General features: G+C 39.4%; 20 protein-coding genes. 1 reads left to right on the forward strand and 19 read right to left on the reverse strand.

The genetic code is table 11. The features are described 5' to 3' along the window. Window positions 1–85: 85 nt before the first annotated feature. The 17 genes from ACG94X_RS12420 to ndhC form a co-directional block, all read right to left on the reverse strand. Complete coding sequence (locus tag ACG94X_RS12420) at window positions 86–379, reverse strand: cold shock domain-containing protein (RefSeq protein WP_419384034.1); 294 nt, start codon at window positions 377–379, stop codon at window positions 86–88. Between the two features lie 98 nt (window positions 380–477). After that, window positions 478–1,266, reverse strand: coding sequence for an excalibur calcium-binding domain-containing protein (locus ACG94X_RS12425; protein WP_419384035.1), 789 nt, complete (start codon window positions 1,264–1,266; stop codon window positions 478–480). Between the two features lie 125 nt (window positions 1,267–1,391). Further along, window positions 1,392–3,200, reverse strand: coding sequence for a hypothetical protein (locus tag ACG94X_RS12430; protein WP_419384036.1), 1,809 nt, complete (start codon window positions 3,198–3,200; stop codon window positions 1,392–1,394). A 70-nt stretch (window positions 3,201–3,270) separates the two neighbouring features. Beyond that, the gene (gene upp, locus ACG94X_RS12435) at window positions 3,271–3,906 is read right to left on the reverse strand and encodes a uracil phosphoribosyltransferase (protein ID WP_419384037.1); all 636 of its coding nucleotides are present in this window, start codon (window positions 3,904–3,906) and stop codon (window positions 3,271–3,273) included. Window positions 3,907–4,027: 121 nt separating this feature from the next. After that, window positions 4,028–5,524, reverse strand: a complete 1,497-nt coding sequence (gene nuoN / locus ACG94X_RS12440) for an NADH-quinone oxidoreductase subunit NuoN (RefSeq protein WP_419384038.1) — start codon at window positions 5,522–5,524, stop codon at window positions 4,028–4,030. A 2-nt stretch (window positions 5,525–5,526) separates the two neighbouring features. Further along, a complete protein-coding gene (nuoM, locus tag ACG94X_RS12445) occupies window positions 5,527–7,131 on the reverse strand; it encodes an NADH-quinone oxidoreductase subunit M (protein ID WP_419384070.1) in 1,605 nt (534 codons plus the stop codon). 7 nt (window positions 7,132–7,138) lie between these two features. Beyond that, a complete protein-coding gene (nuoL, locus tag ACG94X_RS12450; RefSeq protein ID WP_419384039.1) occupies window positions 7,139–9,034 on the reverse strand; it encodes an NADH-quinone oxidoreductase subunit L in 1,896 nt (631 codons plus the stop codon). Next, the gene (nuoK, locus tag ACG94X_RS12455) at window positions 9,031–9,339 is read right to left on the reverse strand and encodes an NADH-quinone oxidoreductase subunit NuoK (protein ID WP_419384040.1); all 309 of its coding nucleotides are present in this window, start codon (window positions 9,337–9,339) and stop codon (window positions 9,031–9,033) included. Before nuoK ends, nuoL begins: the two co-directional genes overlap by 4 nt. Next, window positions 9,339–9,857 (reverse strand): NADH-quinone oxidoreductase subunit J, encoded by a 519-nt coding sequence (gene nuoJ / locus ACG94X_RS12460; RefSeq protein ID WP_419384071.1) that lies wholly within the window; start codon window positions 9,855–9,857, stop codon window positions 9,339–9,341. Before nuoJ ends, nuoK begins: the two co-directional genes overlap by 1 nt. Continuing rightward, entirely contained in the window at window positions 9,857–10,399 is a 543-nt protein-coding gene (nuoI, locus tag ACG94X_RS12465) for an NADH-quinone oxidoreductase subunit NuoI (protein WP_005030883.1), read from the reverse strand. Before nuoI ends, nuoJ begins: the two co-directional genes overlap by 1 nt. Before the next feature lie 18 nt (window positions 10,400–10,417). Next, window positions 10,418–11,431, reverse strand: coding sequence for an NADH-quinone oxidoreductase subunit NuoH (gene nuoH, locus ACG94X_RS12470; RefSeq protein ID WP_419384041.1), 1,014 nt, complete (start codon window positions 11,429–11,431; stop codon window positions 10,418–10,420). Window positions 11,432–11,434: 3 nt separating this feature from the next. After that, window positions 11,435–14,119, reverse strand: a complete 2,685-nt coding sequence (gene nuoG, locus ACG94X_RS12475) for an NADH-quinone oxidoreductase subunit NuoG (RefSeq protein WP_419384042.1) — start codon at window positions 14,117–14,119, stop codon at window positions 11,435–11,437. Between the two features lie 11 nt (window positions 14,120–14,130). Then, window positions 14,131–15,462: an NADH-quinone oxidoreductase subunit NuoF gene (gene nuoF, locus ACG94X_RS12480; RefSeq protein WP_419384043.1), complete on the reverse strand. Its 1,332-nt coding sequence runs from the start codon at window positions 15,460–15,462 to the stop codon at window positions 14,131–14,133. Next, window positions 15,459–15,968, reverse strand: coding sequence for an NADH-quinone oxidoreductase subunit NuoE (gene nuoE / locus ACG94X_RS12485; protein ID WP_419384044.1), 510 nt, complete (start codon window positions 15,966–15,968; stop codon window positions 15,459–15,461). The genes nuoF and nuoE overlap by 4 nt, the downstream gene beginning before the upstream one ends. Window positions 15,969–15,980: 12 nt before the next feature. Then, window positions 15,981–17,768 carry an NADH-quinone oxidoreductase subunit C/D gene (gene nuoC, locus ACG94X_RS12490; protein ID WP_419384045.1) on the reverse strand — a complete coding sequence of 596 codons (1,788 nt, stop codon included), beginning with the start codon at window positions 17,766–17,768 and terminating at the stop codon, window positions 15,981–15,983. 86 nt (window positions 17,769–17,854) lie between these two features. Further along, window positions 17,855–18,532 (reverse strand): NuoB/complex I 20 kDa subunit family protein, encoded by a 678-nt coding sequence (locus ACG94X_RS12495; protein WP_419384046.1) that lies wholly within the window; start codon window positions 18,530–18,532, stop codon window positions 17,855–17,857. Window positions 18,533–18,539: 7 nt separating this feature from the next. Beyond that, window positions 18,540–19,088, reverse strand: coding sequence for an NADH-quinone oxidoreductase subunit A (gene ndhC / locus ACG94X_RS12500; RefSeq protein ID WP_419384047.1), 549 nt, complete (start codon window positions 19,086–19,088; stop codon window positions 18,540–18,542). Between the two features lie 714 nt (window positions 19,089–19,802). Here ndhC and ACG94X_RS12505 point away from each other — a divergent pair. Beyond that, window positions 19,803–20,153 (forward strand): hypothetical protein, encoded by a 351-nt coding sequence (locus tag ACG94X_RS12505; RefSeq protein ID WP_419384048.1) that lies wholly within the window; start codon window positions 19,803–19,805, stop codon window positions 20,151–20,153. 104 nt (window positions 20,154–20,257) lie between these two features. Here ACG94X_RS12505 and bfmS read toward each other — a convergent pair whose 3' ends face one another. Continuing rightward, on the reverse strand, window positions 20,258–21,907 hold the full coding sequence (bfmS, locus tag ACG94X_RS12510; protein WP_419384049.1) for a sensor histidine kinase BfmS: 1,650 nt from the start codon (window positions 21,905–21,907) through the stop codon (window positions 20,258–20,260). Between the two features lie 36 nt (window positions 21,908–21,943). Then, window positions 21,944–22,660, reverse strand: a complete 717-nt coding sequence (bfmR, locus tag ACG94X_RS12515; protein WP_419384050.1) for a response regulator transcription factor BfmR — start codon at window positions 22,658–22,660, stop codon at window positions 21,944–21,946. Between the last annotated feature and the right edge of the window lie 482 nt (window positions 22,661–23,142).

Here is a 23,142-nt window from a genome sequence, read left to right on the forward strand (position 1 = left end):
TAGAAAAAGCGCCAAATGGCGCTTTTTTTAATCAAAAATCAATTTTATTTATCCAAATAATTGAATAATAAAAATTGCTGGTCGATTATTTCTTAAAATTTGATAATAAAGAGGTAGTTATCGATTTATTATGTTCAGCTATTTTTGCCTTTTTAGCTTTTGCAGATTTATCCTCTACTCGTGCTATTTGCACAGCTTTAAATTTATCACCATTTTCTACCACTAAAAATTTTACGATTTCATTTCGCTTAGGCTCACCGTCCGCTAAGGGAAAATCTGAAATATGAAAGAATATATCTCCGTCAAACCCAGCGATAAAGCCAAAGCCTTTATCTGCATCATACTGCTTTACTTTACCTTGTTGAAATTCAGGTTTCATCAACATTCCTCATAACTTTACACAATTTCCGTATTATATCCTTGTTCTGAATTGAATAAGCAAACATCGCGTCACATTTTTATCAAGCTTTCATAATTTTAGCTTTTGAATGTATTCCTTGTTTTAAATTGTCGTTCACATGGAACTCCATCATTATTTCCATCCATTTTGGTATTCGGGCAATTTTTGATAAAAAATACTGCTTCTTCCAATGATCTCATTTGGCTACAGTGCGTACGCCCATCACACTTAAATTGTACTTTCGAAGTATTTTCTTTATTTTTCACTGTGTGTTGTGATGTTGATGCGGTATGTTCCAATTGATTATTTTCAACCTTTACTAACTTCAGCTCTGATTCAATATTTTTAGATGTTTCATTCAGTGCATTTTTAGATTTATCACTAAACATGATGGGCTTTACATAACCAATCTCTTTTCGTTGCTGTTCAACCGCTTGTTTATGTTGTTGTTCCAACAGTACAAATTTGCTTTGTTGCTCATTCTGATAATTTTTATACTGACTCCAAGCAGAAATACCCAAATAAACCAAGCCTGAAAATATCACCAAAATAGCGATAGAAATAAAACTAAATGGGTTTCGATCATTTTTACTTTTTTTAAGAATATTTTTTTGCTTGCTCACATTGGCTTTTTTCTGCTTGAGTTCTTCACTCATTGCCACATCTAAGCGAATAATTTGACTGGCTTTTATAACCCCATTTTGCTCTAAAGCAATATATTTGATCTTCTCACCTTTTTTAGGTTGCCCACCTTCCTTTGGAAAATCAATTGCATAAAACCGCACATGCTTATCCGAAGCATGAACCGATAGATAACCATAGCCCATCTCGGCGTTATATTCGACCACTTTCCCCAAATAAAGCATTCATTTTCTCTTTATGAATATCAAAAACTTTGATTAAATGATGAGTTGAACCGTTATATAACCTCATCCATTCCATTTAACGAGAGAATCTCTTTTCTCAATGAATTCATTCAATTGCTTAAATTTCACTTAGATTGAGCCTCTTTTTTCTGACGTTTAATTTCGTCATGTTGCACTTTTTTATATTGTTGAAGTTTAATTAAATTATTACTTTGATATTGTTGATATCGATCAATTGCATAAAATATAAAATTAACCCCAAACAATAAAATTCCAATGGTCACTATAATCCAAGGATTAAAACTAAACTTTTTATCTGTCTCTTTCTTAATTTTTGGCTGCTTGCGCTTTGAATATAAAAATTTTACTCGAATACTTTGCATACATCTTTGCAAAATATTTAAGTTCATATTCTTTTCAAGTATTTGTTGATTACGATGATTTATAGAAGAGTCGATACTTTCAACTTCATCTACATCACGTTCCTCCGCCACATCATCCAGAAGAGATTTATTTTTTTCCTGATCTTCACTTGATTCAACTAAACCTGATTCAGATTTATTTTTTTCAAATAACATTGAAACGTCAATGTGCTGCGAATGTTCTAATTCAAGATTACTTTGAATCTGAGTATCTTCTTTATGAATATTTACAGTTGCAATATTTTTAATTAATTCAACTTTATGAACTTCATTTTCCTGCTGAATTAAATTCGTTTCAGGAATTAGTTCAACAGCATCAACAGCTTCAACAGCTTCAACAGCTTCAACAGCTTCAACAGCTTCAACAGCTTCAACAGCTTCAACAGCTTCAACAGCTTCCGCAAATATTTGTTGAGAGGCAATCTCTTTAGATTCCGTTAAATTTATCGCTGAAGGCTCAACAACAAGTGCATAATCTTCAATCGTTGTAATATCCACAGCGACAATATGATGTGGTGATTCCACAGGCTGAGTCATTTCTTCAACAATAATTGATTCTGTTTCAGCTATTGAGTTAAGGATGTTAGTGTCATTTGTCGAGGTCGCCTGTTGCCCCACATCCTCTTCATTCGCTTGAATCGAGGCTAAGGTTTCATCATTCACATTTATGGAAGCAATATGCTGTACGACATCAACGTCTGGAATAGCATCATTAATCGCTTCCGTTGAATTAACTTCATATATATATGGAATAACTATTTCTTCATGATCAACAATAATGTCCTGAATTGCATCTGTATCATCAATAATATCTTCAGATTCAATTAAATTTTCTTGCGGAGTTTGATCAAACAGCTTTTCATCATCAATTGAATGGATGTCTTGAATACTCTCTTCTAGAATCGCTGCTTTTCGAATGGGTTCTTGTTGAATAGCCGCTTCTTGAATAACGATTTCTTCAATCACTGAATCTTGAATAACTGCTTCTTCTATAGAGATATCTTGAACAACGCTATCATCAGTATCAGTTTCAATCGGAACAATTGCTAAAGCTGTAGATATTGGCAAATGTTCAGAAACCGTAACGTCTTCAGCAATAGCTTGCTTATCTTCTTGTGAATCTGTCTGTGAATCTTGCTCTAAATGATCTATAGCATTGGCTTGTCCATCTTCCAAAACAGCAATATCAGATGAAGCTCTTCTTTTTTTAAGAATTTTGCGAATATTACGGACACTATCATCTGTACCATCTTCATAAAAATGAGCCCTAGATAATGCATTTTTTTGGCTAGCCACATAATTTTTATGATCTAAACGGACTATAAATTTTGCTAAGTGTTCACCGTGTTGCTGCAAAATAACACATTTAATCCGCTCCCCAATTTGAGGAAGAACAGATTGATTTGAAAAATCTTCTAATTTAAAAACAACTTGTTGATGATCAGTTGATAATACAATATGCCCCTTACCCGAACTTTCATCAAAAAATGTCACAATCCCCTTTCGAAACATTTTTTTTCTCTTTTAATCATAGATATAAAAAAAGGAGGCTCTCTATAGCCTCCTTTAATCATACTAAATTTTAATCTTTTTGCACACTACCAAAGATTTTATCTCCAGCATCGCCTAAGCCAGGAACGATATAACCGCTTGAGTTTAAACCTTGGTCAATCGATGCTGTAAATATAATGACATCAGGGTGAGCCTGCTCAACACGTTTAATTCCTTCAGGTGCTGCAACTAAAACCATGACACGAATATCTTTACAACCACTGGCTTTTAATACGTCAATCGCAGCAACTAAAGAAGCGCCGGTTGCAAGCATTGGATCGATAATCATTGCTAAGCGGTTTTGAACATCTGGAACTAATTTTTTATAATAAGTGCGAGCTTCCAGTGTTTCTTCATCACGTTCTAATCCAAGTACAGAAACTTTTGCACTTGGAATTAAGTTTAAAAATCCATCTAACATGCCAATCCCTGCACGTAGAATCGGTACTACCGTAATTTTTTTACCTGCAATTCTGTCTACTGTAACTTTCCCATTCCAACCATCAACTTCATGTTCACACATTGGTAAATCTTTAGTTGCTTCATAGGTTAAAAGCATGGTTACTTCTTGAGCAAGTTCACGGAAATTCTTAGTACTAATCTCAGCACGACGTAATAAACCTAATTTATGACGAATAAGCGGATGACGAATTTCTTGAATAGACACGGGAGAACACCTAAAAAGACAAAAGTATATTTCAAGTATTATAAATCTATTTCATATAAGAAATAATAAAAGCCCCCAATGATTGGAGGCTTTTTTTGTTAACAACGATAATTTCTTACGATTAGTGCTGTTGAGTCATTAAAAAGTGTAAAGGTGATAAAATTTCAGACTTTAATGCAAAGGTGATAATTGGATCTGGATAGACACCAATTAAAAGTACCAATGCAGCAGCGCCGAGTACCATCATCCCACCGACTTTTTGTCCCCAATGATCGACTGCATCGATACGTGGCGTTTCAGGTGGGGTCATATACATTACAACCATCACACGTAAGTAGTAATACAAACCGATACCACTACCCACAACAATCATTGCAGCCAAGAACCAATGCTGAGCCGTTACAGCAGCCATAACCACCATAAACTTACCAATGAAGCCTGCTGTTAATGGAATGCCCGCAAGCGATAACATCATCACAGTCAACGTTGCAGTGAGCACTGGACGACGCCAGAACAGACCACGGTAATCTGCAAGAGATTCAGCTTCATCTACATTGTTATATGGGCTAGACATTAACGCAACAGCACCAAAAGCACCGATCGTGGTTAATGTATAAGTCACCACATAAACACTTACGCTACCTAAGCTTGCATAAGTCATACTCACCAATGCAATTAATAAATAACCGAAATGTGCAATAGATGAATAACCTAAGATACGTTTCAAGTTCACTTGACGTACTGCAAGCAAGTTACCCACAACAATAGACAATACTGCAATCACAGTAATGATCGTAACGATTGAAGGAACAAGAATTGCACCTGAAGTCAGGATAAAACGAACCAGTAAACCAATGGTTGCAACCTTCGCTACAGTCGCAAGGAATGTTGCGATTGGCGCAGGCGCACCTTGGTAAACATCGGGTGTCCATTTATGGAATGGTGCAAGTGAAAGTTTAAAACCAATCGCAAAAACTATCAGACCTAAACCTAAAATAACCATCGGCTGTTTAATTGCTTCTATCAATGCTTGGAATGATTCGTAGAATGCCAACGAACCTGTATAAGCGTAGATATAAGCCATACCCATCAACAACATTGCAGATGCAGTCGCAGAAAGTACTAAATATTTAATACCCGCTTCTAATGATTGCGAACGTTGGTGTGTATATGCCAATAAGCCATAAACAGGAATCGACATTAACTCTAAGCTAATAAAGAATGATGCGTAATGTGAACTTGTCACCATTAACATTGCCCCTGCAACAGAGATCAACATTAAGATATATAGTTCTTCGCGATTATCATTATACTTTTCGATATACGCATGAGACAGCGTACAACAAGCCAATGAAGCAATAATAATCATGAGTTGATAGAATAATGCGAATGGATCAACCATAAACATATTCATCACATTCGATGGCGCAAAAGAGCCACCAAACATCATAAATAAAAGATTAATAGCAGCAAGATTTAAACCAACAACCGAAGCTGTCGCAATCAAATTATGATTACGTTTTACCGCAGTTAAGATCATCACAACAATCGCAGTTAACGCTACGATCATTACTGGAGCCAAAGGCATGAGATCCGAAAATGACATTGTGAAGTTCATGACTATTGGATCTCCACATTTTGTTGTGAAACCACTTGTTGAGTAGCATCGACAATTTCTTGAACTGGAATATAGCTATTTGCTAACCAAGCCATACTTGAATTTGAAATATCCAAGAACGTTTGTGGGTACACACCCAACCAAACTAAGCCTAAAGCACAGATAAGCAGAATTGTAGTTTCGCGTACATTTAAGTCTTTTAATGGACTTTCATAATGTGACTTCTGATCTTCATTTGGTGTACCAAATAAAGCTTTATGGATCAGAATCAAACCATAAACACCAGCAAACACCAAGCTAATTGCAGCAATGATGGTAAATGTAGGGTATTTACCAAATGATCCCATCAAAATCAGGAATTCACCAATAAAGTTACCTAGTCCAGGAATACCCACCAATGCAGCAACAAAGAACATTAAGAAGAATGGTAAGTATTGGAACTGACCACGAATACCACCCATCAAACGTAAATCACGCGTATGTAAACGCTCATATACTTGACCACACATAATGAATAATGCAGCAGATGATAAGCCATGCGCTAACATCATGATCATTAAGCCTTGGAATGTCAGAATATTACCTGCATAAAGTGCAAGTAAAATAAAGCCCATGTGCGAAATTGATGTGTATGCAAGTAAACGTTTCATATCGGTTTGTTGGAAAGCGAGGACCGCACCGTAGAAAATACCAATTAAACCGAGAATAATCGCAATATCTGCAAATTGTGCAGAAGCTGCTGGGAAGAATGGAATAACAAAACGCAATAAGCCGTATGCAGCAGTCTTAATCAAAATACCTGCTAAGTCTACAGAACCTGCTGTAGGTGCTTGAGCATGCGCATCTGGTAACCAACCGTGTAATGGGAATACAGGAAGTTTCACTGCAAAACCAATAAAGAAGCAGATCATCAACGCATAAGCAATATGAGGTGCTTGAGCATCAAGTGTATTCGCAACTGCAAGTAGGTAGTTATAATCGAAGCCGATCATACCTGTCATCATGTATCCATAGACCACTAAGCCTAGAATACCAATGAGCATGATTAAACCAGCAACTTGCGTATAGATAAAGAATTTGGTTGCAGCATAGACACGAGATTTACCATCTGCGCCAGTATGTCCCCAAAGTGCAATCAAGAAATAAATAGGTACCAGCATCATCTCCCAGAAGAAGAAGAATAAGAACATATCAATTGCAAGGAAAACACCAATAACCCCACCCAAAGACCATAAAAGGTTTAAATGGAAGAAGCCAACGTTCTTTTGAATCTCACCCCATGAACAGCCAACTGCAAGTACACCCAGTAATGCAGTCAAGCCCACCATAAGAAGTGAAAGACCATCTACAGCCAAATGAATATTAATACCAAGGGTCTTAATCCAAGGTAAATAAAATTCTGCTGTCCAAGTCGGTGCTTTCGCACCTAACTCATACGTAAATCCGCCTTGTTTCCATAATACAATGGTCAATACTAAAGTTAGGAGCATCCCAACTAAAGCAATATAACGCGGCAAATGTTGATCAATTTTATCGACTAACCAGCACGTAAAACCTGCAATAAAAGGTACAAGAATCAGTGCGGGTAAAATCCAATTGTTTGTGATTTCCATCTTATTTCCCCACTACCTGAATCACGATCAAGATCATCAGCAACACCACTACACCGAGTGACATACTTGATGCATATTCACGTAATGAACCTGTTTGACGGGCACTTGTAAATTTATTTCCACCTTTCACAATGGCAGGTAAAACAAGCCATAAGCCATCAATTGGATCACGACCCAAAATTTTCGTAATAAGCAAATATGGCTGAACGAATACAAGGTTGTATAACGCGTCAAAACCAAATGCATTACGGCAAATATTGGTCAGACCTGCACCAAAAGAAGTTGCAGCAAAATTTTTCACAGCTTTATATGCAAAAGCAAATAGCACAACACCCACGACTAAACCTGCTAACGCAATACCTACTGCTGTATATTCAGCAGAATGCATACCATGTACCAATTCTTCAGTAGAAATATTGAATACAGGAATGTTCGCAACAGTCAGCGCTTTTTCTACAGGTGTTTTAATGAAATATGCTAAACCTGTTGAAAGTACTGCCAAGATACCTAAAGGAGCCCAATATGTTGCACCTTTAATTTCATGATACGGCGTATTTTCTTTGCCAAAGAATACAACCCAAATTAAACGGAATGTATAAATAGACGTTAAGAATGCACCTGCTACACCAACCCAGTACAACCAACCATACATTGCTGCAGTTTGGTGACCTTGAACCCATAACGCACCTAAGATTGCATCTTTAGAGAAGAAGCCAATCGTAAGGAATGGAATTGCAGCCAATGCACCGCCACCGATGGCGAAACAAGCAAATAAGAATTTGTTTTTGTAGAACAAGCCACCCATCTTAAAGATATTTTGTTCATGGTGATACGCAAGAATGACTGCACCAGAAGAAAGGAACAATAATGCTTTAAAGAATGCGTGAGCAAGCATATGGAATAAGCCTGCTTGGTATGCTTCTGCACCCACAGCCATAAACATATAGCCCAACTGACTCATTGTAGAGTAAGCAAGAATACGTTTGATGTCGGTTTGTACCAATGCTGCAAAACCTGCAACCAATAATGTTACTGCACCTGTGATCGAAATGAATTGCATCACTTCAGGCGTCATTTCAAATACAGAGAACAAGCGGCTACACAAGTAAACACCTGCCGTTACCATTGTTGCAGCATGGATCAATGCAGATACTGGCGTAGGACCAGCCATCGCATCTGCTAACCATGTTTGTAATGGAATTTGTGCAGATTTACCCGCAGCACCCAAGAACAACATTAACGATGTCCACAGCGCAAGATTATGATCGAGTGATAAAACTTGTGGTGCGGTTTCTACGATTGTAGCAATGTGCAGCGTTCCAAATTGCTGAAACAACAAGAACATTGCTATTAGTAAGAAAACATCACCCACACGCGTTACAGTAAATGCTTTGATTGCAGCAAAACCGTTTGCAGGATTTTGGTAGTAATAACCAATCAATAAGTAAGAACATAGACCAACACCTTCCCAACCTAAGAATAACAAGGCTAAGTTGTCACCCAAAACGAGGATGAGCATGCTTGCAATAAACAGATTGAAATAAGAGAAGAAGCGGGCGAAATCTTCTTCACCACGCATATACCATGTTGCAAAGATATGAATAAGGAAACCTACACCAGTCACCATACCCATCATCAACAGTGACAAACCATCTAGATGTAAGTTTACGCCTGGTGCAAAACCACCCACATTAAACCAAGTCCATAAATGCTGAACATAAACGGTTTCACCACTATTTGTGAACGCGATACCCGCGATCAATGCAAATAATGCAGATAAACCCACTGAACCTGCACCAATAATAGCTGCAACATTTTCAGGAAGTTTATTACGTCCCGCTGCTAAAAGGATAAAACCAAGGAGCGGGAATAAAATTGTTAGAAATAAATAACTCATCCGCGCATCTCACTAGCAGCATCTACATCCAAATGATGGAAGCGATGATAGAACTGAAGGACGATCGCAAGACCGATACACGCCTCTGCCGCAGCAAGAGTAAGGATCAAAATAAACATAATTTGACCATCAGGTTGCGCCCATGCACTTCCTGCCACAACGAATGCAAGCGCTGCTGCATTCATCATGATCTCAAGACTCATTAACATAAATAATATGTTGCGACGTACCATCACACCGTAAAAACCCAATGCGAAAAGGATAGTTGCAACGATCAAACCATGTTCTAAAGGAATGTTGCCCATTATTCTTTATCCCCTTCTGCACTAGGTTCACGTTTGCCTAAGTGGAATGCTGCAACCAATGCTGCAAGTAATAACATTGCAGCAACTTCAACCAATAATAGATATTGGGTAAAGAGTGCTTGACCGACCACTTTAGGACCAACAGTTTGAGCACCTATAACAGCATTCGAAGTCGTGTAATCTGAACCTAAGCCCCACACTAGACATAAGCCTATTAAAAAGCTCATCAGCGCTGGAAAAGCCCAAGCATCTGAAGTCAACCATTTGCGTTCTTGGTCTACAGTATGCTGACCAAGGTTCAACATCATCACCACGAATACAAATAACACCATGATCGCACCAGCATAGACAATAATTTCTAAGGCTGCGGCAAATGGTGCACCAATCGTCAAGAAAATGCCTGCAACAGCAAGTAATGAAACGATCAAACTAAGTAAAGCATGTACTGGATTCGCGTTAGTTACCACACGAATTGTAGAAACAATGGCCACGAGTGCCATTAAATAAAATGGCCACATCATGGTAATAAGCTCCGTACATCTACAGGTGCGCTTTCACGTTGCGCTTGACCTTTTTCTTTACCGTCAATGGTCATACCAGTTACACGATAGAAGTTGTAATCAGGATATTTACCAGGTCCAGAAATGAGTAAGTTTTCTTTCTCATAAACAAGATCTTGACGTACATATTCACCTAACTCAAAGTCAGGTGTTAACTGGATTGCAGTTGTAGGACATGCTTCTTCACACATACCGCAAAAAATGCAGCGTGAAAAGTTAATGCGGAAAAATTCTGGATACCAACGTCCATCTTCTTTTTCAGCTTTCTGCAATGAAATACAGCCAACAGGACATGCAACAGCACATAAGTTACACGCAACACAGCGCTCTTCGCCATCTGGATCACGTGTTAATACGATACGACCACGATAGCGCGGAGGTACGATTTGTTCGGCTGGAACTTCAGGATATAAAATCGTGTCACGCTTACGTGTGACATGGCTGAACACCATCCACAACGAACGAACGATTGATCCTACTCCAGCTAGAATTTTATACATTTTGTACTCCCTGCTGTCCTAGGCTTGATTCATCAGAATCACAGCACCAGTAACCAAAAGGTTAACCAATGCCAGTGGTAAACACACTTTCCAACCAAAGTTCATTACTTGGTCATAACGAGGACGCATTAACGCACCACGGGCCAAGATAAACATCATCATAAAGAATGCTGTTTTTACAATGAACCAGAAAGCATCTGGAATGAATGGAATGTCTAAGTTAAATGGCGCTAACCAACCACCAAAGAATAAAGTCACGATCAATGCTGAAATTAAGATAATGTTCACGTATTCAGCGACGAAGAACATCCCCCATTTCATACCACCATATTCAACATGGTAACCTTCAGCAAGCTCTTGCTCAGCTTCTGGTTGGTCAAATGGATGACGGTGAGTCACCGCCACGCCAGCGACCACGAAGATCATGAAACCAATAAACTGTGGAATAACAAACCATACATCACGTTGTGCCTCAACGATGTCACGCAAGTTAAATGAACCTGCAATCGCTACTACACCCATTAACGAAATCCCTAAAAATACTTCATAAGAAATCGTTTGAGCTGCAGAACGTAAACCACCGAGTAATGCGTATTTGTTATTTGAAGCCCAGCCACCGAACAATACCGCATAAACAGCGATACCAGCCATTGCCATAAAGAACAATAGACCGATGCTCATATCTGCAACACCTAAATACGGTGAAACAGGAATGACCATGAAAGACAGTACTGCAGTTGCCATAGCAACCCCAGGAGCTAAACGGAACGTAAGCTTGTCAACGAATTTTGGTGTCCAGTCTTCTTTGAACATGATTTTCAGCATGTCTGCAACGATCTGGAATATACCACCTGGACCAACACGGTTTGGACCATAACGGTCTTGCCATAAAGCAAGTAAGCGACGTTCTATAAAAGACATTAATGCAGCCATGAGTACCACGACTAACAAAATGACGATCGCTTGAATCACGCTATACGCAATTGGCCAATCCTGTGCCCATGTTGGGAGGGCGCGTAAAGTTTCGTTCATGAATTACACTCCTACCGCCACAGATACAGGTTCAGCAAGAGAAACCGTCGGCGCTTGTCCAACTGGATATCCAATATAACCCGTAGGTAAATATTCAATCACTTGCACTGGAAGGCTGATCATCGTTTCACCTGCTTTCACAGTGATTTGCTGACCATCTTTAACATTCAAACGTGTTGCATCTAATTCACTCACTGCAAACGCTGCTGTAGGAATACGTGATTCCATCGCAGGTGTTTTTGCTGTGAATTCACCTGAAGCAAAAATATGGTGCATTGGTACTAAACGGAAGCTTTCAGGATTTGCGACAACTGCTATTGGTGCAACATAGCTACGTGTAGGACGTTTTGCTAAACGATCAAATAACCGGATACCTGAGTCACCACCTTTCAAATGTCCACCCACTTCATCTTGATATTTGTTCCAAGATTGTGGTGAATTCCAACCTGGAGCCCATGCAAATGGGACTAAAGGAGATGGTGTTTGATTCCCCACATAACCTTCCATAGAGAATGTTAATGCTGAATCTTTATCCACAGGTTGTTTAGGTTCATGTACATTTAATGGTGCACGAATTGCGGTACGACCAGAGTAGCGACGTGGTTCACGAGCAATTTTTAAACCGTGTACACGATAACCAGCATTCGGCGCAACATCTTGAATTGCTTCAAGTGCAGGAACATTATTCACAACGCTTTCAATAACGTCGTCAAGCAATGTCCACGAGATCGCTTTACCTTTCACACCAGTTTCAATGGCATGTAACCAGCGCCAAGATTCTTTAATCGCAAGTTCTGGTTTGTAATAGCTTGGGTCATATACTTGATAGAAGCGTTGTGCACGACCTTCTTGACTAACCACTGTACCATCGCCTTCTGCGAAGCTCGCAGCAGACAATACAACATCGGCAGCTTTTACAGTTTCAGTTTCCGAATGATCTAAAACAATCACGCTTTGTGCTTTATCAAATGCAGCATGCACTTGTGCAGCAGGTAAACGGCGGAACAAATCATTTTCTATAATAACAATAGAGTCATAATCTTGAGCAAATGCTTGTTCTAAGCTTAAACCACCGAACAATGCTAAGCCCATTGAGTTCACTTCTGGGACAGTCAATGTTAAGCCAGCATTTCCACCTAGATTCTGCGCAACTTGTGCAGCAGCTTCCATGATTGCAGCGTCTTGTAAGCTTGTACCAGAGATAATCAATGGCTTTTTAGCCGCTTTTAAAGTATCTGCAATAGTTTGTGCAAATGCTTTTGCATCATCATCTAAACCAAGAATGGTTTCACCTTTCACACCAGCAGCAATTGCAAAACCTAAACGCGCGATATCGTTTGGAGAAGCAACCACTTCACCCTCTGCAATATCAGCTAAACGTGTTTGCGTTGCAGCTAAAATGTAAATTGGAGATTTAGCATCTTGTGCAATACGCAACAAAGGTTCAGCTAACCACTCTTGAGTACGACGTTCTGCAGCCATTTGTTTGGCTTTATTTTTCGCAGCTTGACGTACAGACAAAGCCATACGTGGTGCAGTTTGAGTTAAGTCTTCACCTAAAATCAATACAGCATCATAACTTTCAACTTCACGCATACCTGGGTTATAAATACCTTCGGTTTGCATAATTGAAGCAGCAAGTTCAGCCAAGCTTTGTTCTTTTTGCGATAGACCTGTTGAATAGTTTTCCTGTCCAACTAACTCACGCAGTGCGTAGTTTGATTCAAGTGATGCACGTGGCGAGCCAATACCCAAAACTTTTTTGCCTTGAACATTTTCAATCACTACGTCTAAAGCCGTATCCACTGAAACAGTTGTCACTTCAGCACCATTACGGAACTGTGGTTGACGTGGACGATCTTCACGGTTCACATAGCCCGTACCGAAACGACCTTTGTCGCAAAGGAAATATTGGTTTACTTCACCATTGAAACGGTTTTCTACACGACGTAATTCACCATAACGCTCACCCGGGGAGATATTACAACCCGAAGAACAGCCTTGGCATACGCTTGGCGCATACTGCATGTCCCATTTACGGTTATAACGTGCCGAATGTGTTTTATCGGTAAATACACCTGTCGGGCAAACTTCTGTTAAGTTACCAGAGAATTCAGATTCTAAAGTACCTGATTCTGGGCGACCGAAGTAAACACGAGAGGCATTGGCATAGACACCAAAGTCAGTACCACCTGCATAATCGTTGTAATAACGAACACAACGATAACACGCGATACAACGGTTCATTTCATGCGAAATGAATGAACCAAGTTCTTGGTTATGATGGGTACGTTTAGTAAAACGATAACGACGGCGATCGTGCTGAGTCATCACAGTCATATCTTGTAGATGACAATGACCACCCTCTTCACAGACTGGACAGTCATGTGGATGGTTGGTCATTAAGAATTCCACGATAGATTCACGGAAATCTTTTGCTTCTTTGTCTTCAATCGAAATAAAGGTATTGTCTGATGCAGGTGTCATACATGACATCACTAAACGACCACGCGTATCTTCCGCGTTCGCATATTGAGTCACAGCACATTGACGGCAAGAACCGACAGAACCTAAAGATGGATGCCAACAAAAATATGGGATGTCGATGCCAAGACTCAAACATGCTTGTAGCAAGTTTTCCGAGCCATTAACTTCATACGATTTTCCATCGACATGAATTGTAGCCATAGTCGAATTCCTTAAGCTTGTTCTACGTGGCTTGCTTGAGCAGCAGGACGATCTGTCACTTTTGCTTCAAACTCGCTACGGAAATATTTGAGTGCGCCCATAAGTGGTTCCATCGCTCCTGGTGCGTGAGCACAGAACGTTTTACCAATCCACAATTTACGAGTAAGTTCTTGAAGATGTTGAATGTCTTCCATCTTCCCTTCACCATTTTCAATTGCTTTAAGCGCTTTAACCGCCCAAGGTAAACCATCACGACAAGGCGTACAGAAACCGCATGACTCACGTGCAAAGAATTCCTCTAAGTTACGTGTCGCCGAAACCATACATTGCGTTTCATCAACCACCATCAACAGACACGTACCTAAACGTGAACCTGCTTTCATGATGCTTTCTGCATCCATAGGAAGATCAATGTGTTCAGCTGCCAAGAAGTCTGTAGATGCACCACCGGGTAACCATGCTTTCAGTTTAAGACCATCGCGCATACCGCCAGCATAGTCTTCAATCACTTCACGTGCAGTTGTACCAAATGGAAGTTCCCATAAACCAGGGAATTTCACCTTACCAGAAGCACCATAAATTTTAGTACCCGGATCTTTAGACTTACCCGCAGAGAGGTTGATATACCATTCTGGACCACGCAATATAATTGCAGGTAGGTTATTAAAGGTCTCTACGTTATTGACAATCGTAGGACGACCCCAAGCCCCTGCAACTTGTGGAAATGGTGGTTTAGTACGAGGATTGGCACGGCGACCTTCAAGAGAGTTAATCAATGCAGTTTCTTCACCACAAATATAACGACCTGCACCTGTATGCACATGCATATCGAAGTTCCAACCAGTCCCAAGGATGTTCTCACCCAAGTAACCTTTGGCACGAATTTGCTCTAAAGCTTCACTTAAGTAGCCCGCAGCTTCGATATACTCACCACGAATGAAGATATAACCATGCGTTGCTTCAAGGGTATAACCTGCAATTAACATCCCTTCTATCAATTGATGTGGAAGTTTTTCCATCAACAAACGGTCTTTGAATGTACCTGGCTCCATTTCATCAGCATTACAGATCAGGTAACGTGGACCACCATCATTTGGTGCCATCAATGACCATTTAATCCCTGCTGGGAAACCTGCACCACCACGACCTTTTACAGTCGCTGCTTTAATCACATCAAGCACTTCAGCCGGTTTTAGCTCAAGGGCTTTTTTAAAGCCAGCATAACCTTCAAGCGCTTCATAATCATCTGCACTATGTACAAATTCTTGTTTGCTTAAACGCCATGTTAATGGATGAGTTTCTGGATTACCTTCGCCATAAATTGGTTTTGGTTCGGTATTCATACATACTTCTCCAATAACTGTTTCACAGAAGTCACTTCAACTAAACCATGTGTATCTTCATCAATCATCAAGGTAGGACCTTTGTCACAGTTACCTAAACAACAGATTGGCAATAAAGTGAAACGACCATCAGCGGTTGTTTGACCAAATTGGATACCCAATTCACGTTGGAAAGCTTCTGCTAAAGTTTCAGCGCCCATCAAAAAGCAAGCAATTGAGTCACATAGTAAAATTACATGACGACCAACAGGTTGGCGATAAATACGGTTATAGAAAGTTGCAACACCTTCAAGATCAGCAACAGTAATTGTCAAAAGTTGAGCAATTGCATGTAGCTGTGCATCATCCACCCAGCCATTACGGCGTTGTACGCATTTTAAAGCATCTAAAGATGCTGCGCGTGGGTACGGATAATGTCCCATGTGATGTTCGATATCGTGAATTTCATCCGCAGTCAAAATCCCTTCTACATTCACACGAGGCTTTTTATCAGTCAAAATCATCATAGTGCTTTTCCTCTAGCGATCCACGTCAGCCATAACGACATCAATCGTCGCTAAATAAATGATCAAGTCAGATACAAGACTGCCGTTAATCACGGAAGGCATTTGCTGCAAGTGAGTGAAGGTTGGTGTACGAATACGGGTACGATAACTCATCGTTGACTTATCAGAAGTCAAGTAGTAGTTCGATGCACCTTTTACCACTTCCGCCATTACTGAAGCTTCACCAGCAGGCATTACAGGACCCCATGACACGCTCAAGAAGTGCGTGATCAAAGTTTCAATATCTTGTAAAGTCTTGTCTTTTGGTGGTGGAACTGCCAGCGGATGATCCGCCTTATAAGCACCAGAAGGCATGTTATCTAAACACTGTTTCACGATTTTTAATGATTCTTCGATTTCACGGTAGTGAACGATTACACGAGCATATGCATCGCCTTCGTACTCTACAGGCACTTCAAAATCGTAATTTTCATAGCCACTGTATGGACGGTATTTACGTACATCAAAATCGATACCTGTTGCACGCAAGCCTGTACCTGTTACACCCCAAGCCAATGCTGATTTTGCATCGTATTGAGCGACATTACGGGTACGACCAATAAACACTGAGTTTCTCAGCGCAGCAGTGTGGTATTCCTTCAAACGCTTTGGTAACCAATCGAGAATTTCTCGAATCAGTTTCTGCCAGTTATTTGGAAGATCGTGCGCAGTACCACCAATACGGAACCATGCTGGATGCATACGAAAACCTGTGATCGCTTCAATCGCATCATAGATTTTTTGACGGTCAGCAAACATATAGAATACTGGGGTCATACCACCGGCATCCTGAATTGCAGTTCCTAAATACAACAAGTGGTTATTGATACGGAATAATTCCGACATCATCACACGGATACATTGTGCACGGTCAGGAACAGTAATTCCCGCCATTTGCTCCACACCCATCACATAAGGCATGTTTTGCGCACAACCACCTAAGTAGTCAACACGGTCGGTATAAGGAATGAATGAATGCCATGTTTGACGCTCAGCCATCTTTTCCACACCACGGTGGTGATAACCGATATCAGGAACACAGTCTTTCACTTCTTCACCATCAAGCTGCAAGATCACACGGAATGCACCGTGAGCAGATGGATGGTTAGGACCTAAGTTCAAAAACATGAAATCTTCATCGTCATTACCACGAGTCAGACCCCAATCTTCTGGCACAAAACGAAGATGTTCTTGTTCGAAATCTTGTTTTGCTTTGTCTTGCATATACGGCGTGTATTCAGTCGCACGTGCAGAATATTCTTTACGAAGTGGGTGACCTTCCCAATACGTTGGCAACAAAATACGACGGAGCATTGGATGTCCTTCGAAGTTAATGCCAAACATATCGTAAGCTTCACGCTCGTACCAATTGGCATTCGGCCAAATGTTGGTTGCTGTTGGAAGATTGACATCATTCTCACTCAGCGCAACTTTAATACGAATATCACTATTACGTTCTAACGAAAGTAAGTGATAAAACACTGTGAAGTCAGATGCAGGTAAATCCTCACGGTGCGTACGTAAACGTTCGTCTACCGCAGATAAGTCAAACAACATCACATAAGGACGTGCTACTGTACGTAAGTACATAAGTACATCTTGTACTCGTGCGCGCTCAACCCAGACCGTTGGAAAGTCTTCAAAGGTCGATTGCACGTAAAAGTTCTCGCCAAATTTGGCTTTGAGATCTTCTACGATCGCAAATGCTGGGCGGGAGTCAACAGGTGTTGATTCTGGCATAGCAATTTCAGTTTCAGCCATTGGCTTGGCTTCCTATTTAATACAAATTCTGTCAAATTTCCTAATGACCATACCCTATTGATATGTCAAACGTGCATCAGAAAAAATTACTCAATTTCATCCATAGAACGTAAGTTTTTCACTGCAATACGTTCAGCGTTCTTACGGTCGCGTTCTGGCATCATCTTTGGCTTATACACGGGCTTAAGATCATCACCGATTACCGCTGAAAGCGGACGACGTTCTAATTGAATTTGGTCTTGCAACAACATTAATGCTTGAATCAATGCTTCTGGGCGTGGTGGACAACCTGGAACGTACACGTCTACAGGAATAATTTTATCCACACCTTGCACGACAGAATAAATGTCGTACATGCCACCAGAGTTTGCACAAGCACCCATTGAAATGACCCATTTAGGTTCAAGCATTTGTTCATACAAACGTTGAATAACGGGCGCCATTTTGACAAAGCAAGTGCCTGCAATAATCATCAAGTCAGCTTGACGTGGTGAAGCACGGATAACTTCTGCACCAAAACGTGATAAATCATGTACACCTGTTAACGTGGTTGCATATTCCACGTAGCAGCATGAAGTACCAAAGTTAAAAGGCCATAAAGAATTTTTACGCCCCCAGTTTACAGCTGTATGTGCCACGTCCTCTAAACGAGTCATGAATACATTTTTATTCACTTCATCTTCAAGCGGATCTGTAACGATTTGACGCTCTTGAAGTGGATATTGATCAGCTTCTGGATTCGCACGGGTTAACGTATATTTCATTCCCGAGTTACTCCTTATTCAGAGACATGGTCGGAGATTTAGATTTCACACGACCAGATGATTGAGCTGGAATTGTCCCTGTCGGGTCAATCACCAATTCTTCAATATTATTGAAGCGAGTAATTTCTGCTAGATCCATATTAGGTGAACCAATTTTAGGTTTAATCCCTGCGGCTTTACGGCGATCCGAAGGCGACCAATTCAGCGCACCTGTCGAGAGTTCATAAATCAAACCAACGAGTAAAACTAAAATAAATACAGCGGCAGTTGCAAAACCAACCCAACCTACTTCACGTACAGATGTCGCCCATGCATACAAATACAAGGCTTCCAAATCGAATACAACAAAGAAGATTGCAACAAGGTAGAACTTAGCAGACAAGCGGATACGTGCTCCACCAGCACCAACCACGCCTGATTCAAATTGCTCTTGCTTCGCACGTCCCCATGATTTACCCCCAAGGAGCAAAGGAACAGTAAGCATAAAGACACATAAAAACGTCACGCCGATCACGAAGGCTATAATTGCCCAATCGTATGGAGTAATGGCACTCATGCGGGGATAACTCCTGGCAGGCCTATTATTTAACAAAGAATGTATGTATTGGCCTCGCAAATACACCAAACACAAAATAAATCTGGTCAATTGTACCCGATTGACATCATCTGTTGCTAGTTAATAGCTCTAAGTCTTTCGGATGATTTTTTAGACAAAATGTATAATTTTCATCGATTCTAAGCTGTACAGCGCTCACTTATCGTTTTATTAAATTTCCTTTTTAGTTCTTATTCATTTTTCCGAATAATATTATCATCGCATGAATTAAAAATGACAAATCAGCGACTTATTTATATTTCCTATACTTTATACACTATTTTTTTTAGCGCATTCCATACATTTAAATAATTTCTTGGATAAAATAAGTAACTTTACAGTTAAAATATTTTGTTACATTCTTGGCTAAAATTCAAATCCACAAAATAATTAAAAATAAATATTTTTCACACTGCGATAAAACAAATAAAAAATTACAAATTAAATAACAGAATATTGAAAATATTATCACTATTGTAAATTTAAAGCTTTTGCTCAGTGATATTGGATTTCACGAATGCCTACTTTTCACCTACCTACAACGCAATTTTTGAAAATAATTTTTAAAATTTTCAATTTAATAACACGTATTAATTAACTTTATACACTTTAAGTTATTTTCCTGTGTATGCTAAAAGTCAAAACCTTAAATCAATAATTCAGGAGTAAAATAATATGGATTTCACCAGTAAACCGAATTATTTCTTATTTGCCCAATTACTCATTCGTCATATCGAAAGCTATGTAAAAAAACACTTAGATGCTCAAAATGCAATCTTTGATCTCAGAGATATTTATGAGGTTTTTCGTCAGGATTTAGCTGCAACAACGACAAATTTAGAAGGCATTTTAAACATTGCAGATGAATATCGTATCGACACACTCAATGGCGACCAAAAAATTATCAGTAGTTTTAAAATTGATGCTGAACAAAATAGCTTACTGATCGATTTTAATAACGATGCCTTACAAGCATTAAGAGAAGGAAAATCAATTATTCAACCGAATGCGACCATTCAAGAATAATTGTTTTTATCGCAATAAAGCACCGATTACGGTGCTTTATTTTTATATAATCATGGATAAAATCATTCAAAACTCAAGATTAACTTCTCAATGTAAGCAATTAACTAGCTTTTCTCTTTGGTAGTGGTACTTTTTTTCTTTTTGAACCGATGCACTGGCCAAGACATAGTAAATCTCGCACCACCCAGTTCTGGACTTTGGTCGACTTGAATCTGTCCACCAAACCAAAAGGCTATGCGGCTCACTATTGATAAACCTAAACCGTATCCACCCGAAGCTCGAGTACGACTATCATCTAAACGTGCAAAGGCTTCAAAAACTCGTTGGCGGTCATCTTCTGCGATCCCTGGACCATCATCTTCAACACAGACGTATGCCATATTGGTTTGATGATCAATTCCGCCACTTAAGTTAACTTGATGATCACAATAGCGAACAGCATTACCCACTAAATTTTGAACCACACGATGTAAATAACGACGTTCAGCATCTACCACAACGTCTGCAGATAATGGATTTAAATGAATAATTTTTTGTGTTTTTAAAGCTTCAGTTTCAGTTGCAACTTGCTGTAAGACTTCATTTAAGATTATTTTTTCAAAATCGAGTGATGGTGTGCCCTGCTCTAATTTTGCATAAGTCATGATTTCATCAATCAGCGTATTTAGTGCTTCTATATCTTTATCAATCATTTCAACTTGTTGCAGACGATGTTCATAATCTTCTTCATCTGCAAGTATTTCCATACCAAAACGAATACGTGCTACAGGTGTTCGCAATTCGTGTGATACGGCACGCATTAACTCACGCTGCGCTTCAATCAAACGCTGAATATGGTCAGACATACTATTATAGCTTGTCGCCAGACTCGCCATTTCATCATAACCTTCAACAGGTACGCGTTGTGACATATCGCCTGTTTTCATTACATCTAGAGCATTATTCACCTGTCTTAATTTACGCTGCATCGGAACAATCAAGCCATAAACTCCCAAACAGAGTAAGAACATACTCAGTAAGGTAATACCCGCAGCAAGTTTGACTGGCATCCAGTTAAACATTGGTATTGGACCTAAAACCAATACATCTGTAGGTGAGTTCGGTAATGGTGAAATTATAGAGATCGTTGTAACACGAGCTGTTGCGCTATCTCGCCATAAAATCACACTTTGATCTGAGCGTAATCGACCAATTTGTTCAGAATCAAGATTAAGTTCTGAAATCTTTTCAATGCCAACGTGATAATAAAAATGCTGCTGAATTTTTTTCAGATATTCTTGTTCTTGACCTGGGTAATACACTAAGAAGTCTAAAATAAAGACAGGTAATGCCTTCATCTGGCGTTCGCCAATTTGATCGACTTTTATGTATAAATAATGCTTAGGATCATTTCTAATCCCAAGCACTAAATATGCAATTCCTTGTTCCGCATCATAACGAACGACAGCTTTTTGCTCTTCAATTCGTTTTTCTTCGGTACGGGATAAATCAACTTTCTTTGCATCTAAATAATAAATTGGAAGTTCCAATAAATCAGATGCATCAGAAATCCAATCCATGCGTTGTTGTTCAGTTTGCTGACGTGCCACACCTTCACTAATGACGAATGAAATACCATCAGTTAAAGATTCACGATACTCTTGTGCACGTTGATAGTTGATAATTTGAACCAGCAAATAACCAAATAACGCAACTAAAACCACAAGAATAACAAGACCTGCGTATATTCGCAGGAATATGCTGTGTTTTGACACCTAAACTGTCCTTTTCAAGGAATTTATTAATATCAATTATAAGCCACTGGTTTCTTTAACAAAAAGATAGCCTTTGCTTCGTACAGTTTTGATACGTTTAGGATTTTCAGGATCATCACCAATTTTCGGGCGAATACGTGAAATACGCACATCAATCGAACGGTCTTGGCCATCGTATTCAATACCACGTAGGCGCTCAAAAATATCTTCACGAGAAAGAATGCGACCAGCATTGGATGCCAACAACCATAGAAGATCATATTCGGCACTGGTGAAATCAACCAATTCACCATGTAAGGTCACAGAACGACCACCATTGTCGATCACAAGATCATCAAATTCGATACGTTGTGCAACTTCGTCTTCAGGTACTTTATCTGTACGACGTAATAAAGCACGGATACGCGCAAGCAATACACGTGGTTGAACAGGCTTAGCAACATAATCATCTGCACCCATTTCCAAACCAAGCACTTGATCCATATCTTCTGTACGTGCAGTCAACATTAAAATCGGTTGGTGATAATGTGGTCGAACTTCACGACAAACGGTTAAACCATCAGCACCAGGAAGCATTACATCTAAAACCACCAGATCAGGTTGTTCAGCAATAATACGACGAATAGCACGATTTCCGTCCGGTTCGACTCCGACTTCAAGTCCATTACGGATTAAGTATTCTTGAGTCAAACGTGCAAGACGCTCATCATCTTCAACGATCAAAATTTTAGGTAACTTTTCTTCTTGGCTCATCTATTTGCCCCTGTATTTAATTGGGTGTCTGCTACAAATCTCGCAGATTCAACACACTATGTTTTGCAATATACACACGTTTACAATGTAAACAAGACCTCATTCACCAAACTGATACATGAGCGTATCAATTTGTTATATTTTTATTATTAGTTGAATTGTAGACATTTTTTTACAGCTTTTAGCTTTATTTTGATGCGTTCTCGTTTACACGTCTTTACCAGATTAATTTTTAAACAAAATATTTCATTGTTCATATTCTGTGTGATCAGTTCATCGCTTTTTGAGTTATCCACAAACTTATCTATAAGCACAATTGCCAGTCTTTGTTATGCTATGCCCTTGTCTAATAAGGCATATAACAAAAATGGTTCTTTAAGGAAAAAAGAAGTAAATAATTTTTTATTGTTTAGGGATAAAACATTCGAAAATGTCAATATTGATCTACCCTTAAAATTACCGTATCTTGTGTTCTAAATTAA

The organism is Acinetobacter psychrotolerans, assembly GCF_048552595.1.
Classification (GTDB): Bacteria; Pseudomonadota; Gammaproteobacteria; order Pseudomonadales; family Moraxellaceae; genus Acinetobacter.